General features: G+C 60.7%; 6 protein-coding genes. 2 read left to right on the top strand and 4 right to left on the bottom strand.

The genetic code is table 11. The features are described from left to right. Window positions 1–102: 102 nt before the first annotated feature. The 3 genes from recD to recC are packed head-to-tail and all read right to left on the bottom strand — an operon-like array spanning window position 103 to window position 9,100. A complete protein-coding gene (recD, locus tag HDE80_RS03950; RefSeq protein WP_184668117.1) occupies window positions 103–1,956 on the bottom strand; it encodes an exodeoxyribonuclease V subunit alpha in 1,854 nt (617 codons plus the stop codon). Next, a complete protein-coding gene (gene recB, locus HDE80_RS03945) occupies window positions 1,953–5,597 on the bottom strand; it encodes an exodeoxyribonuclease V subunit beta (protein WP_184668108.1) in 3,645 nt (1,214 codons plus the stop codon). Before recB ends, recD begins: the two co-directional genes overlap by 4 nt. Further along, a complete protein-coding gene (recC, locus tag HDE80_RS03940) occupies window positions 5,594–9,100 on the bottom strand; it encodes an exodeoxyribonuclease V subunit gamma (protein WP_184668099.1) in 3,507 nt (1,168 codons plus the stop codon). Before recC ends, recB begins: the two co-directional genes overlap by 4 nt. 201 nt (window positions 9,101–9,301) lie before the next feature. Here recC and HDE80_RS03935 point away from each other — a divergent pair, with 201 nt between their 5' ends. Continuing rightward, on the top strand, window positions 9,302–12,958 hold the full coding sequence (locus HDE80_RS03935; protein ID WP_255483573.1) for an EAL domain-containing protein: 3,657 nt from the start codon (window positions 9,302–9,304) through the stop codon (window positions 12,956–12,958). A gap of 291 nt (window positions 12,959–13,249) precedes the next feature. Here HDE80_RS03935 and HDE80_RS03930 read toward each other — a convergent pair whose 3' ends face one another. Then, entirely contained in the window at window positions 13,250–13,855 is a 606-nt protein-coding gene (locus HDE80_RS03930; protein WP_184668097.1) for a helix-turn-helix domain-containing protein, read from the bottom strand. Window positions 13,856–14,275: 420 nt separating this feature from the next. Between HDE80_RS03930 and HDE80_RS03925 the strand changes: the two genes are divergently transcribed. After that, entirely contained in the window at window positions 14,276–16,090 is a 1,815-nt protein-coding gene (locus HDE80_RS03925; protein ID WP_184668095.1) for a CocE/NonD family hydrolase, read from the top strand. The last annotated feature ends 67 nt before the right edge of the window (window positions 16,091–16,157 follow it).

The raw sequence follows: 16,157 nt of genomic DNA, 5'->3' as shown, positions 1-16,157 counted from the left end.
CGAAGGACTGACACTGACGTGCCGGCTCGCCGAGGTGTGAAACAACGGCGCAAGCATTCGTACATGGCATCTCGAACGGCTTCTGCGAATATTGAAGCCCCGCTATGGCTGACCCGGCTGCAGCCGCTCGCGCAAGCCACCCTGGCGCTGGACCGGACGGCTCAACGCTGCACACAGCGACGTATCCGTGGTCCAGATCTCGGCATGATCTCTTGCGCGCGAGATGGCGGTATAGACCAGTTCGCGGGTTAGCACACGGCTGGTCGGGTCGGGTGGCAGCACGACGGCAACGCTGTGGTATTCCGAGCCCTGGCTGCGGTGAATGGTGATAGCCCACGCACTTTCGTGTGCTGGCAGCGCGCGTGGAGAAAAGCTGCGCAGGCCGCTGCTGCCATCGCGGTCACTGAGTTCGAACCACACACGCAGTCCATCCGTACCGTCCAGCGTGATACCGACGTCACCGTTGAACAGGCCGCGCGTGTAATCGTTGCGGGTGATGATCACTGGTCTTCCGTGATGCCAGGTATGACTGACGTCGAGGCCGAACCGCGTGCCGAGTCGACGAGTCATCAGTGCGTTGATACCTTGTGCACCGAACGCGCCATCGCGCAGCGCGCAGAGTATTTGCAGCTGACGCAGAACTTGCAGCGCGGCATCTGGAGTAACGGTTTCTGTCAGCAGCGATCGCAGCGCCTCGGCGTGACGCTCGATCCATGCATCGATGCATGTCCGCAAGGTATCATTGTCGATGCAATGGCGCAGATGCAGATCGCCATCGGCGCGCTGCGCCAACAAGGCATCCAGCCACACCGGATCGGGTGTGTTGCGCAGCGCCTCGATACCGCGCTGCAGGCCGCTGCCCGCGCGCCAGGTGTGTGTGAGCGTCAGTACGTGGCCAGCAAGAGGTGCATGGCTGTCTGAGGTGTTCGGCACCTGCTGCACTAGCGGCTCCAGCAGATGGACCATTGCCGATGGCAACTGATTGATCGGTGTTGTCGAGACAATATCGGCGAGCACCGAACCGGCATCGACCGAGGCGAGCTGGTTCGGGTCGCCAAGCAGAATCAGCACAGCATCCGGACGCAACGCTTCCAGCAGCTGGCGCATCATCGCCAAGTCCACCATCGACGCCTCATCGACCACGACGATATCTTCGGCCAGGGGATGTTGGCGACCGTGATGGAAAGTGTTGTCCATCGGCCGATAGCCGAGCAGGCGATGCAGGGTACGGGCATCGGCGTGTGGAATGGCCTGCAGCAGTTCCCGAAAGGGATTGTCGTCCGTCGTGCCCCAGACATCACGCAGCTCGGTCTTGCTCCTGGCAATCGACTGCACCAGTCGCTGCGCCGCCTTGCCGGTGGGTGCCGCCAGCGCGATCGAAGGTCTGGCGGGCAGGCCGCATTCGGCTGCGTGTCGGAGCAGCATCAACAGCATGCGCAGAACAGTGGTCGTTTTGCCTGTGCCTGGGCCGCCGGTAAGTACGAAGAAATGCGTGCCGGGAACCGCCGCGACGGCGGCGCGCTGCCAGTCGTCCGCGCCGGATGGTTTGTCGTTGAACAGGGTCGACAAACCATCGGCCATGGTTTTCGCAGCAATCGGCAAACGGCGATTGCGGCATCGTTGCAGAATGGCCGTTGCCAGCTTCGACTCGTGCTGCCAGTTGCGCCAGAAATAAAAGCGATGTTGAGCATCGAGCACAAAGGGCGTAAACCGCGGGCCGTCGCCAACCCAGTCGTGATCGCGCAGCAGTGCCACCGCGTCTGTGTCGAAGCCGGCACCGGTGTGTGGATCGACCAGCCATGCACACGAGTGACCCTGGCCTTCTGCCGTGCTGGTTGCGCGGACGGCGCGCGCGAGGAGACTCGAGCCTGTGCGCGCGAACACCCACTGCGCAAGGGTCTGATCGATGACGCGCTCATCGGATGGTGCCGTGTCCATCATGGTGATCTGGTTCATGCCGCCACTTCCTGCATACCGGCGAAGGCGTCGTCCAGCGCCTCGATCAAGGCCTCCGGCCAGCGGTGCCGCCATATGCCAAGGTCTTTTCGCTCCTCGGGTTCCAGCCCGATCGCACGCACAAACAAATACCAGCTGTCGCCGAGATGCTGAGCAGCGGTATAGCCGTCCATTCGCTGGCGCAGATAACGATGCAGTGCCACGGTATAGAGCAGGGCCTGCAGCGGATAATGGTGTTCGGCCATGGCCACGTTGAGCGACGATCCCTGATAATCCTGCAACCTCGTGCCGAGCCAGTTGGTCTTGTAATCGAGCACATGAAAGCATCCATCCCATTGCACGATCAGGTCGGCAAAGCCGGTCAACATGCCGTTGAGCGTGGTGGTATCGAGGCTGGCAGGCACCACATCCGGCTGATCGTGGGCGACGCATAGCCGGCGCAACTGGGCAACGGCGACATGCTGTACCGGAAACTGGAATTCGAATTCGACCACACGCTGATCGGCGGGAATGTCGATCAGCCGCAAGCCGTCGCCAAGGTCACTCTGACGAACACGGTCGACCATTCTCCCCACACGCTCCGCGACTTCATCCGGCGACAGACTGTCGGCTTTGATCGCTTGTGCGGTGAGCTGGGTGTTAAGCAGCTGGCGCTGCTCGGGCCAGACGGGGGCAGGGCGTGCCAACTCCAGCACCTTGTGGACAGCGTCGCCGAAGCGTGGTCCTCGCAGCGGATACAGCGCGACCAGTCGGGCGTCGTCAGCGACTTCGAGCAGTGGCTCTTCCTCGACCTCGACGATATCCGAACCGACTTCATCGGCGGCACCGCTATCGTCGATTACCACGGCCGCTGCGGCATAGCGGCTGAGGCCACTGAAACTGTGCAGCCACTGGAACGGTCGTGGGCACGGCAGTGGCGTTTGCGTGGCACGCGAACTGTTCGATTCCATCCGCTTTTGATAGCGACAGGGGACATCATCGAAGGCGGGTGCCAACATCATGCCGGGGAGCAGGTCTGCCATGGTTTGCAGCGATGCTTCGCCTTGCTCAAGCCCAAGTTGCTGCTGCGCCTGCAGCACAATCGGGTCGATCGCGGCAATGCGCCAGGCGAAACTATCCGGGTTTGATCCATGGCTGCGATCGATCCAGTACACGTGGACCGCGTGGACGGCGCGAGTCAGCGCGACGTACAGCAGGCGCAGGCGTTCTTGCAGATCCTCGCGAAAATGACGCCCCCGGTGCTCGATAAAGTTCGCCGAACCGAGGTCGATGCGGCGCCCGCCAGCATCGTCGTGATAGCGAAGCACACTCGGTGAGCGCGTGCCGCTGCGATCGCCAACGCGCCAGATCAATGGCAGAAAGACGATCGGAAACTCCAGCCCCTTGCTGGCATGGATGGTAAGCAGTTGCACACGCCGCGCATCGCTTTCGATTCGCAGCTGGCGTTCGTCGGCAGCCTCCGCATCGCCGTCGCTACCTTCCTGGCGCATCTCGGTCAGCCAGGCATAGAGACCATCCAGTCCTTGCAGGCCACTTTCCTCGGCGGCCAGCAACTCACCCAGATGGCGCAAGTCGGTGAGTACGCGCTCCCCCTCGGGCAGTGCCAGCAAGACCGTCGCGCGTTCGGCGAGAAGCGCATCGATCAGAGCCAGCACACCGCGTGTGCGGATCAACGCGCGCCATGATTCAAAGCGTTCGAGTTCGCGTTCAAACGTTGCGGCATCGCTTTGCCACGCGTGGAACTGGTCCAGCGTCGCGCCGAGCAGGGCAGTGGCCAGCGCACCGCGCACGGCCTTGTCGTCATCGGCATGGAGCACAGCGTAAAGAATCAGCGCCAGCTCGCGTGCGACATCACCCGCAAAAATATTGCCGCGGCCGCTGCCGACGCATGGAACGCCGCGCGCGACAAGGCGTGCACGCAAGGCGACGATTTGGGTGTTGGTCGAAAGCAACACGGCGATATCGCCCGGGGAGACGCGCTTGCCGTCGATCTGGTGCTGCGGATCATTGAGCAGTTCGACGATGCGATCGGCGCAGTCATCCAGTGCCAGTGGTTCGAGTGCGGTGGCGCTGCTCAGTGGCTGGCCTTTCTTGTCGATTGCGTCACCGCGAAAATCGTGGATGATCAGCGGCCGTGTAACTGCTTCACCATTCACCGTATACGGTTGCTTGTTCGTTTTGTCGGCGGCGCTTACGCGCTGGTAGCGGATTTGCGAATGATCGAAGCCACCATCGGTGTGGCCATACAGCGCATTCATCGCTTCGACCAGCGCGCTGCTTGAACGGTGATTGGTCGCCAGCGAAAAGCGCTGGTTCGCCTGTGCGCTGGCGCGCAGATAGGCGGCGATATCGCCGCCGCGAAAACTGTAGATGGCCTGCTTGGGGTCGCCGATCATCACCAACGTGCCGCGCTCGCGATAGATGCGGTCGAAGATCGCGAACTGGCGTTGGTCGGTATCCTGGAACTCGTCGATCAGCGCAACCGGAAACGCCTCGAATAGTCGGTCCGCCAACGTGCTGTCAGCGGGTTCACTGCACAGCCGCTGATACACCGCGTCGATCAGCATCGAAAAGGTCAGCACGTGACGCTGGTGCGCGCGACGGGGAAGCTCATCGCGGCAAGCATGTGCGGCATCGGCCAGCACCGCACCACGGGTGAAGATGATACGCAGTGAAAGCAGTGAGTCGATTTCCTGCAGCGCAATGATCAACGGATGCCGGCTCAATGCCCCTGGATGCCCGGCAGACTCCTGCTTGGCAATATTGGCAGGATCCAATTTATCTTTGAAAAGGCTTGCGAGTGAATCCTCGATGCTATTGGTGTCGCCACTTTTAAGGAGCTGTGCCACATCTTTCAACAGACCAGACAAGGCGCGGACTCTGGGAGCGAAGAGCTTTTTGTTTTCCGCGAGGCGCAACAGCTCGGTGGCGGTTTCTTCCGTGCATAGCGCCGCGATGCTTTTCTGCAGATATTCAAGTCCGCCTGATTCGATTTTGGCATCCGGACTGTTCGCCACCACGGCCAGATCCCAAAGCAGCTTTTCCGGACCGTCCTTCAGCAGCAGCGCCGCTTCGCGCGGGTCGACGGTGCCGACCAGGTAACGTCGACGCCAGAAGTCCTCGACGCATTCGCGTAGTAATTGTTGTTCGTCGAACAGTTTGTCGCTGGCGAACGCGGCGCCGCTTTCCAGCGGGTAATCGCGCTGGATGCGTTGGCACAGTGCGTGGATGGTCGAGACCGGTGCGCGATCCAGATCGGCACGAGCCAGCTGGATCTTTCGCAGCGCACGCCGCCGGCTTTCCTGATCAGTGCACAGTGCAGCCAGATAATTTTCCAGCGAATGATCGTCCGCCGCTACGGAGTCGGTCGCCGTCGAATCGAGCAGCCAACGCTCGGCTTCGATCAGCCGTCGGCGTAGCCGTTCGCGCAACTCCTGCGCGGCAGCATCGGTGAACGTGGTAACCAGAATCTGTTCCACGCGCAGCTCGCGTTCCAGCAGAAGACGCAAGTAGATCACGCCGATGTTCCAGGTCTTGCCGGTGCCGGCGCTGGCCTCGATCAGGATGCGGCCGTGTAGCGGCATGCGTTGCCAGTCGAGCGCGGTCGGCGTTGTCGTATTGATGGTGCTCGTGCTGATCATGCGTCCGCTCCGTTGACGTCAACGGATTCGTTGGCGTGCGGCTTCAACAGCAGCGTATGTATGGGATCAAGCACGTCGCAGACCAGCTTCGTGGCTTCCACAAAGGCCCGGTGAGCGGGGCTGTGCTCGTCGAAAAAATCCAGTCCCTGACACAGCAGTGCGGCGTAGCCTGGCGCGTAATTGCGCTCGCCCATGCCGCCGTGATCGCTACCCTCCCATGCGGCGGCAGCCTTGAACAGTCGATCGTTCGGCGAGCCGCTGGCGTAAGCGAGGGCGGTTTTGGGAAAGAACAGTAGCGGCTGCTCGTCGGTTGCCAGCGACGTTTCGATCAGTCGGAGCAATCCGCGCCTGAGATCGTCATTGCCCTGCTTCAACACAGGATCAAGTCGCTTTGACTGAACAGCGTTGCCTGAGGATGAACACTCGAGCAGAACGCCTTGCAGCTTTTCACGTTGCATCAGACGCAATGCGGCCCAGTCGATATAGAAGGCTAGAAGCTCTCTCAATCCAGCTGTGCCGGTTGGCTTGGCGTCGAACAGCATCAGGCCAGCCGCCGCCGCATGAAACACGCGGTCAACGGTGCCGGTCAGGTGCATGCCGCCGAGGTCCAGATCGATGACCTGTGCATCAGCTATTGCCGTGCCATCGACAAAAAAGAGTTTCGCATGATCGAGCATGCCCTGCACCGATTCGCGCAGTTGACGATAAGCTTGGATACCGATGGCGCCGCCAGCGAGCATGCCGGAGCGGGCGAGCCATGCCGGCGGCTCTTTGGGCAACTGACTTTTTCCGGCAATCAGCGCATCGAACAATAGTCGGCTCTCGACGCGTTCGATCCGACTGACGCCTGTTTCAAGTGGTTCGCGATCGGGCCAACGGCTGCTTTCGAGTGCCTGCAAACTGATGCCTTTGTTGCGCAGCAGGTATTCCTTTACCGGATCGCGCCAGTAACGCCTGAGGCTGGCCAGTGAAACCTCACTGTTGGCAACGGGGCTCGATTGGCCATGTTGTGCGGCAATGTCCTTGAGTTGAAGGAAGCTTGGGATGCTCTTTGTCGAGGGCAACGCGAGAAATGCTGGATCGTACGAGAACAGCCGTTGATCATGCTGCGGCTTACCCTGGGCATCGCGTTCGTAGTAGCGCGCATCGAACGGCTGCAGCGGATGATGGATGCGCCACGGCCGATCGACTTTTTCATCATCGGCGATGCCGTGCTGCTCGTCGAGAAACTGCAGTAACTCGGCCAGCGGTGCAGCGGGATTGCGCGGTTTGCCGTCGCGCACGCCTTCACCGATGTAGCTGATGTGTAGGACATCACGCGCCGACATCATCGCTTCGAGAAACAGATAACGATCCTCGCTGCGCGTGTCGCGATCGCCGCGCCGCGGCTGGCTGAGAATCTTGTTGAGGCCGGCGTCATTGCTGGGGCGCGGGAATTCGCCTTCGTTCATGCCAAGCAGGCAGACCACACGAAAGGGAATCGAGCGCTGTGGCACCAGTCCGCAGAACGTCACGCCGCCGAGCAGAAAGGCCTGGCGCTCCGGCACGGCATCCAGTGCGCTACCGATGGCTTCGCGTACCACACTCCACGGTAATGGCGTGCTGATGCCAGCTTCGCTGGCCTGGCTGCCAAGGCTGGCGGCCAGGCGGCGCAGCGTGTCGAGCGCATTGTTTTCGGCGTCGTCGCGCATGTCTGTGAGGAATAGCGCGTCGATGCGATCCAGCAGCCATTGACTCCAGGCGGCCAGCGGTCTCGGTGCGCTGAAGGCGAGGCGTATGGTTCGTAGCTCGCCAAGTAGACGGTCAAGCTCGCCGATGGCTTCGACCGTGCTACCTGAGACGCCATCGAGTGGAAGGATGTTGTCAAGCAAAAGGTCACTGGGCGATTGGCCGTCCAAATCGTTCTCGCTTTCTTCGGCTGATTCGTCTGTGCCTTCCCCGACGATCAGTCCGGCATACATGCGATCCAGTCCGAACTGCCAGGAATTGGCATCGGTGGCTGCAGCGCCTGCTTCAGCCTTCATCGCCGCATCCAGCCCCCACGCCACATGCGCACGCTGCAGCCAGCGCTCCAGCGTATCGCGGCTGCTGCGGTCGATAGCGAAGCGGCGGGCCACGGCGGGCACGTCGAGAAAGTCCAGCACTTCGCTGACGGTGAAGCGACTCTCCGCCAGATCCATCATTTGCGCAAAGGCGCTCATCAGCGGATGCGTGCGTGCCAGCCCGACGTCGGCCAGATGCCATGGGATATGCAATGGGTCGCTGCGGTACTGCGCCTGCTCACCAAACACGGCGGCCAGATACGGCGCGTACGCACTGATGTCCGGTGCCATGACGACGATGTCGCGATGTTGCAGGGTCGGGTCATCGGCCAGGGCGCGTAGCAGGGCGTTTTTCAATACCTCCAGCTCGCGCATGCGTGTGTGGCAGGCGTGCACGCGCAAACTGGCGTCCACGCGCAAGGCGATCAGGACGTTAGCCGCGTCAGTGCCGTTCTCGATGGCATTGCGAATCGGCTCACCCACCAGCTCCGGTTGCAAGCAACGGATGCTGGATTGCAGTTGTGACAGCAGCGACGTTTCGCCGGGCAGCGGTTCGGCCTCGTCCAGCGGGTCGCGCTTGTCGATGGCCTCGCAGTCGTCCAGCGTGAGGCAGAAGTCCTGCGCGATGCGGCCAAGCGCAACCAGCAGCGGGTGGCCGACCTCGAAGTACAGCGCATCCGGATCATCCTGCCGCTCCAGCAGAAAACGCTGTCGGCGCAGATACACCCAGTGTTCGCGGCAAGGGTCCGGAAAATAAAGATGCACTGGCCGGTGCAGCGCGCAGGCCTGCAGCGCCGCGAGCACGTCGGGCGGTAGATGACTGATGCCGAACACGTGCAGCGGTGTGATGTCGTGGCTGCGTTCGCTGCGCAGCGCATCGAGCAGGACGTTGCTGCGCTGCGCGCGATGTGGGCGGTTGATCGTGTGCTGCACCTGCCGCCACAGCGCGGCCTGCCAGTCGCGGTTGTGCTTGCCCGGGTGTTGCTCCCAGTCGAGGATCCAATCCGGTCGGTAAATCAGGTATTGCGTGTAGAGCCCCGCCAGATACTCAGCCAGCTGGAAGCTGCGTCGCGCCGCATCGTCTCCGGCCAGATAGGCGGTGACTTCCGGTGAGGCTAGCGCGGGCAGCGCCATCAGCAGGCGCCAGCGCAGCAGCTCGTGGCGATACGCGCCGCCGATCAGCGCCTCGTCGCCCAGCGTGCGTCGCGCCACGCGCTCGAACCATTGCCACGGCAGGATCATTTCGATATTGGCGGCGATGCCGTGGCCACCGTTCGGTCCGGCACGATGGGCAAAACGACCGAGCAGCCAGCGTTTGAGTCCCGGATGCGCCACGACCACCGTTTGCGCGGTGAGCGGATTGGCCGGTCGCTCCGCTTCCAGATACTGTGCCAGCGCATCGGCCAGCCGCTCGGTACGGCTGCCGCGGTGGACGATCAGACCGCCTGCATCTGCATTCATGGGGCCAGCCTAGAGTATGTCGGTCTCATCTGAGGACACAGGATACCGAGGCATTCGATACATGGTTGAAGATTGTGTTGGCTGACGGTGAGAGGATGGAGCTTGGGCCGAAGACTGGTCGCAGTAAACTTTCATGATATTGCACTGACGTTCGCTTCATGATTCAGGCACGATGCGGGTGTAAGAGGGGCGGGGTGATTGATGTCCAGTCTGGAAAAGGCACGAGGGGAACTGCGCGAGCGCTTTTATCAAAGCGTGGCAGAAACCTTGACGCTGTTGCATACCGCACCGGGCTACGACCGTCGACTGGCGATGGTCGAGATTACGCGCATCCTTTCATCGATTGTCGATTTGCCTCTGGTGTGGATTGGGCGGCGTGAGCCGCATCGGTTCGAGATCGAGATGGTCGCTGCGGGTGGGCCCGCCTCGGACTACGTGGCGCAGCTTCGGCTCAGCGTCGATGCGAACGAACCGGGCGGGCAGGGGCCGTTAGGTGCAACGTATCGCCAGGGCGGAGCCCGCATCACCTCCATCGATGCACCGATATTTGCGCATTGGCGTGATGCCGCCAGATCCTATGGCTTCGGTTCCAACATCGTCGCGGTATCGAGTACCCGCGATGGTGGTCAGATCAGCTTGAGCGCGTTTGCCCGCGAGGATGGTCTGGCGCTGAATGACGAACTGCTGGACTGGGCGCAGCGGCTTGCCGAGGAGCTGGCGCGCTTCTGGGATCACCAGGGTCTGCTGGAACGCAACCAGCGGATGAGCCGCTATCGCGATGCGCAGCGCACGATTCAGCGTGCGCTGCTCGAACAACCTGATCCGGATGCGGTGTATCGCACACTCGCTCACGCATTGGCTGAAATTGCCGGTGCGGCCGCCGTGGATGTATACGCGGCCGACGACGCGGCTGAAACCCTGCAGCGGGTTGCCTTGGTCGGGCCGATGGCCGAGGCGATGCGCAAGCTGCCGCTGCCGGAGCGTTACAGCGCCGATGAGAATGCACCTTCGCGTACGCGCGTATTCATGCATGGCCGGCCGATCGTTCTGATCCGTCCCTCCGACTATCCCGGCGTCTCTGCGCCGTGGCTCGAACTTCCGCTCTCGCAGACGGGCGCCGTGGGTTGCTGGCCGGTGTTTGCAGTCTCCGATGACCAAGGCGAGCCCACGCCGGTCGCCGTTTTTGCCGTGGTCACCATCGAGGCGGACGCGTTTGATGAAGAGATGCGTCGATTGTTCGATGAAATTGCCGACGCGGCCGGTCTTGCGCTGCGTCAGCACAGCCAGCGGCGCTCGCTGTTTCAGGAGCAGCAGCGGCAAACCTACCTCGCATTGCATGATGCGTTGACCAGTTTGCCCAATCGCCGCGCGCTGGATTTCCATCTTGAGAAGGTGCTGGCCAAAGCAAAGCGACGCGGCTACATGGTGGCGCTGGGTTTGCTGGATCTGGACGATCTGAAACCGATCAACGATCGCTATGGTCATGCAATGGGCGACAGCCTTTTGATAGGGGTCGCTGCGCGCCTGCGTAGTGCGCTGCGAACCGAAGATTACGTGGCGCGCCTTGGTGGTGACGAGTTTGTGCTGCTGTTCGATCAGTTGGAGCACGAGGAGGATCTCGACGCCTTGCTTGCGCGTGTGGGCGAGGCTTTGCAGCAGCCGATAGTTATCGACGATGCGACGTTCCAGCTGTCGGCCAGCCTCGGGATAGCGCTATTCCCGATTCACGCGGATGCCAATGGTGAGCAGCTGCTGCGGCGCGCGGATCAGGCGATGTATCAGGTCAAGGCGCACAAGCGCAAACGTGGCCGCTGGTGGTCGTTGCCCACATCACCGGAGCATGTGACGGTGTTGCCTGGTGAACTCGACAGGCATGGCATGGTGCCTTACGGGGACGCGGCGGGTGACCTGCTCAGGAATGGTTTTAGCGCCGTGGACTCGAAGCTTCCGCGCGTGATGGAGCATTTTTACGCCGAACTTCTGCTGCACGAGGGTATGGCTGGATTGCTTGGTGTGCTGCCCGTCGATGGTGTGGAAGAGTTCAAGAGTCGTCTGGCGAACCACATACAGATGCTCTTTGAAGCTGAGCTCAGTTTCGAGAATCACCGCAGTTACGCAATGCAGGCTGGGCTGGTCTATGCCGCCTGCGGCGTCGAGGAAGTCTGGGTGCTGGAAGTGATCGAGCGGCTTCGTGAGGTATTGGCATCGACACTGGGCTCTGGCGTGGAACGTGATGCTCGCCCGCTGAGTATCGTGCTGCAGCGGCTCGGGCTGGAGCGGCAGTGGCAGCTGGAGAGCATGCGCGCGCTCCAGCGACGCCGCGTTGCGGTGCTGGCCACACTCAACGCTTTGGCATGGTCGGCGGAAAGCTATCTGGATCTCATCGAGGGTGCAGTCAAGATCCTTGCCACGCATGACGAAGTTCTCGCCTGCACGGTAGGGCGCCCGGACATATCGGGTGAGCTCACCCACGAAGCGGTAGCAGGCGACGTGTTTGCAGGCTATCTGCGGGCGTTGGCACGCGGCGCGACAGCACTGATTCTTGTCAACGCCGATAGCGCCGAGGGTAGTGGCCCGAGTGGCCGCGCGTGGCGCACAGCGACCGTGCAGCGCTGCGCTCACTACGCCACCGACCCGGCAATGCTGAGCTGGCGTGAACTGTCGATATCCCTCGGGATTATTTCCAACGTCGCCATACCGCTGTGCCCCTTGCCACGCGCGCCAGCGGCGGTGCTTACGATCTACAGTGCCTATGCCGGTGGGTTTCAGAGCGAAGATCAGCAGGCCTTTATCGAACAGATCAAGACCGTGCTGGATTTGGCGCTATCGCGGCTGGCGCCGCCGCGGCCCGGTGCCGAACTGTTGCCATTCTTCGTGCGCGAACGATGGCGCACCATGATCACTACCGATGCGCTGCAGATGCATTACCAGCCGGTGGTAAGGCTGGCCGACGGGCAGGTCACCGAACTGGAAGCACTGGCCCGATTGCGCGATACCGATGGCAGCTTGTTGCAGCCGTCGCGGTTTCTTCCCGCACTTGGCGAGGATGAGCTGGTCCAGCTGTTTGGCCAGGGCCTCTCACAAGCGACCACGTGTCGCCAGCGGCTGGCGGTGGTTGGCCATACGCTGGATGTCTCGGTGAACATTCCCGCCGCTGCGGTGGAGGATTCCCGCTACGTCGAGATGGCGGCAACCGTGCTGGCGGCCAGCAGCTGTCCGCCAGACGCGGTGCTGCTGGAAATACTGGAGTCACCGATTGGCGCGGTTGATTCTTCACCCAGCGTACTCACTGGCATGAAGGCGCTGAAAGAGCTCGGTGTGCGCCTGGTCGAGGATGATCTTGGGGCGGGTTACAGCTCACTGATCCGGCTGCGGCAGTGGCCGTTCGATCGGGTAAAGATCGATCAGGCCCTGGTGCTGCAGGTCACGGAAGATCCCCTGCGTACTCTGCGCTTCATTCGTCAACTGATCCGTCTTGGCCACGACCTCGATCTGGAAGTGGTGGTGGAAGGTCTTGAGACCCGCGGATTGATTGAAGCGGCGTTGATCCTGGGCGCGGACCTGGGGCAGGGCTATGCGCTTGCGCGGCCGATGCCTGCCGAACGGCTCCAGCAATGGCTCACAGGTTTTCATTTGCGCGCGGATGCGGCACATCCGATGACGGCGTTGGGGGCCCTGGCCGTGGCACTTTTCTGGGAAGAGCGTTTTATGGGTTTGCCAGCCACTCCAACCTTCTGGAGAAAGCACGCTGAAGCCAGTTCTGCCCTGGTCAGCTACCTGGCATCTGGTGACAGCATATCCGCGAGCCTGATCGACAGCCATGCCGCCATGCATGAGGCATCGTCAACGGCCCCATGAATCCGGCTTATCGGAAGACGCGCGGGGAATTCATTGCGCTATTGACCGAACACGTCCGCGCTGAAGAGAAACGCCAGGATCCCATTCTGTCGGACGCTTTGGCTTGATATCACCGAACTGAAATGATCGTTGTTGAAATAACAAAAGGCCATGGTAGTGCCGTGCCCTTTGTCGTGCCGATCATCATCCTGTGTTCCACATACCTTCTTGCCCGGCTTGAAGTGAAGCTGGTTCTTCGCGCTGAAATTTCGATGTTGGCGCATGGCGGTAATGCAAGCCAGATGAGATTTCTCAGTTGGCTTTTGGCGCACGTGCGCTGCGCTTGGCCGGCTTTACGTCCAGTGGCGCAAGCAGCCAGGTCAGTGCGATGAGTTTGCGTGCACGCGCCGGGCGCGGTCGGTCCAGAATTTTGGCAAGGCTGACGAGCAGACGATTGATTTCGGCAACATCTGTCGCACTGACCCAGCCTTTGAGTCGCGCTACCCAGAGCTCGCGCCGCGGGCCTTCAACGATCGTATCGTGTTGGTTTGAGGCACGGATAAAGTCACGCTCGGCCATGCGCAACATACCCGCGGCAACGCGACGAACGGCTTTTGCATTGCCGGACTCACCCAGCTTGTAGCGCAGACGCACACGCTGACCTCGTGGTGTGGTCGACTGGAAGCGTTGGTCGCCCGCTTCGGTGTGCTCCTCCAGCAAACCACTGCTAACCAGCGCGCGCAAATGGTAGTAGAGCCCATCAGCTGGCCGCCCCATCTCGGCGGCCAATTCGGCAACGGTGGTCGGACTCGCCAACGCTTCCAGGGTCATGACGATCTCCATACGCGTCGGCGAGGCGAGCATGGCGATCTGATCGACATCCTCGACGGTTCCACGTATTTGCTTGGACTGTGCCATTGGTCTACTTGCAGTTTTTGAAAATTCATTGAATTATTCAATCAACGGTAATTTTCGGCAAGCGTTGAAATCATCGCAGGAGGGGCTGTGCACTTCAGGCGATCTATTCCGATGTCATGCGGCACGCTGCAAGAGCGCAAGAGGAAGTGCGCAAAGGGTGCAGCGAAGGATTCGTTCGCTTGCAGCGACCAGCGGTTATTCGATGGCGACGTATTGAAGGTTCTCAGAGTTGAAGGGCGGCACGTCGTACCATGCAGAATCGAGTCTCTGCGGGATAGCGCGGCGAACAGGAGCTGGCTGGTACTGGCCGATGGCATGCCGCTGACATGAGATGAAAAAGCGGGGTGTATGAAGTAGCGCGTTTTCCACAGTCTGTCGGATATTTTATCCGGCAAGGAATATCTACGGAGGGGAATCAACATGTTTCTTCGTTTCGCATTTCTGCTGCTGGCTGTGTTGTTCTCCGCTGACTCTGTTGCCGAACTATCAGCACCGAATGCTGACAAAGGCGGCCCGGTCGATTTCCAGTGGGGCGTCAAGATACCGCTGCATGACGGTATCAAGCTCAATGCCACGCTATACCATCCGCAGGGTCAGAAAGATCCGCTGCCATGCATCTTTACCCTCACACCGTATATCTCGCAGACCTATCACGAGCGCGGCATGTATTTCGCCGCGCACGGTTACGTGTTTCTGACTGTCGATGTGCGTGGTCGCGGCAACTCCGAAGGCGAGTTCACGCCGCTGCTGCAGGAGGCAAAGGATAGCCCCGAAATTGTCGAGTGGCTGGCGAAACAAAGCTACTGCAACGGCAAGGTCACGATGTGGGGCGGCTCCTACGCCGGCTACGATCAATGGGCAACGGCGAAGGAATTTCCGCCGCATCTGGCCACCATCGTGCCAGTCGCATCGCCGAGACCCGGTGTCGACTTTCCGGGATTCAACAACATCTATTACTCCTACGACATGCAGTGGATCACGCTGACCAGCGGCCATGCCGCGCAGGACAATATATTTGGCGACGGCGAGTTCTGGGATGCACAGTTCGAAAAAATGTATTCAGGCCATCGCCCATTCAAGGACCTGGATACGATCGTCGGCAATCCGTCGTCCAGCTTCCAGACCTGGCTCGCGCATCCTGCAGTCGACGCGTACTGGGACAGCTATAGCCCGACACCGCAGCAGTTCGCCAAGATCGATCTGCCGATTCTGACCATCACCGGCCAGTACGATGGCGATCAACCGGGTGCGTTGTCGTTCTACCGTGAGCATTTCCAGTACGGCTCGTCCGCAGCGAAGGCGAAGCACTACTTGGTCATCGGCCCCTGGGATCATGCTGGCACGCGTACACCAACGGCGAAATACGGCGGTCTCACATTCGGCCCGGCCAGCCTGCTCGACATGAACAAGCTACACAAGGACTGGTACGACTGGACACTGAAGAGCGGCAGCAAACCCGACTTTCTGAAGAACAAAGTTGCTTACTACGTACTCGGCGATGGCGCCGAACAATGGCGCTATGCCGATTCGCTGGATGCGATCACCGCCGAATCACGCCCGATGTATCTCACCTCATCGAATGGCAGTGCCAACGACGTATTCAACTCCGGCAGTTTGATGGCAGCCAAGACGGGGAGTTCAAGCAAGCCCGATCACTATGTCTACGATCCGCTCGATACGCAATTCTGGGCATGGGATCCTACGGATTCGAGTGAGGACAACTTGACTGATGTTAGCGGGCTGCTTGCCTCATCCGGGAAGATTCTCGTCTATCACACACCAGCATTTGCACAAGACATCGAGCTTGCGGGCTTCTTCAAACTTCCGGTGTGGATCGCGCTCGACCAGCCGGACACCGATATCGCCGCCGCCGTCTATGAGATCAAGGCCGATGGCAGCAGCGCGCTGCTAGCGATGGATATGCAGCGTGCGCGCTATCGCCAAAGTCTGCGCAATGCTGAATTCGCAAAGCCGGGCGTGATCGAGCGCTATGACTTCGATCATTTCACCTTCATCGCGCGGCGCATTGCCAAGGGGAGTCGGTTGCGACTCGTGATTGCTCCCGTTAACTCGAGGTCTTTGGAGAAAAACTACAACGGGAACGGTGTTGTCGCCGAAGAGTCCGGCAAAGATGCACACACTGTAACGGTAACCCTCTACCACGACGCAGCGCATCCCAGCGCACTCTATCTGCCGATCGCGGCGTCGGACAAAAGTGCAACGAAAGCCCAATAAGAGGTGATATTCACGATGGTGACAGCCGAGTTCTAAAGCCGACGGCTACTCAAGGTGGGGTGATGTC

The sequence above is a fragment of the Rhodanobacter sp. A1T4 genome (assembly GCF_014207185.1).
In the GTDB taxonomy this organism is placed as follows: Bacteria; Pseudomonadota; Gammaproteobacteria; order Xanthomonadales; family Rhodanobacteraceae; genus Rhodanobacter.
This window is presented reverse-complemented; position numbering and strand designations above follow the sequence as displayed.

Excerpts from the sequence above, each read along its gene's own strand:
- recD (WP_184668117.1), bottom strand. The coding sequence starts at position 1,956 with ATGAACCAGATCACCATGATGGACACGGCACCATCCGATGAGCGCGTC.
- recB (WP_184668108.1), bottom strand. The coding sequence starts at position 5,597 with ATGATCAGCACGAGCACCATCAATACGACAACGCCGACCGCGCTCGAC.
- recC (WP_184668099.1), bottom strand. The coding sequence starts at position 9,100 with ATGAATGCAGATGCAGGCGGTCTGATCGTCCACCGCGGCAGCCGTACC.
- HDE80_RS03935 (WP_255483573.1), top strand. The coding sequence starts at position 9,302 with ATGTCCAGTCTGGAAAAGGCACGAGGGGAACTGCGCGAGCGCTTTTAT.
- HDE80_RS03930 (WP_184668097.1), bottom strand. The coding sequence starts at position 13,855 with ATGGCACAGTCCAAGCAAATACGTGGAACCGTCGAGGATGTCGATCAG.
- HDE80_RS03925 (WP_184668095.1), top strand. The coding sequence starts at position 14,276 with ATGTTTCTTCGTTTCGCATTTCTGCTGCTGGCTGTGTTGTTCTCCGCT.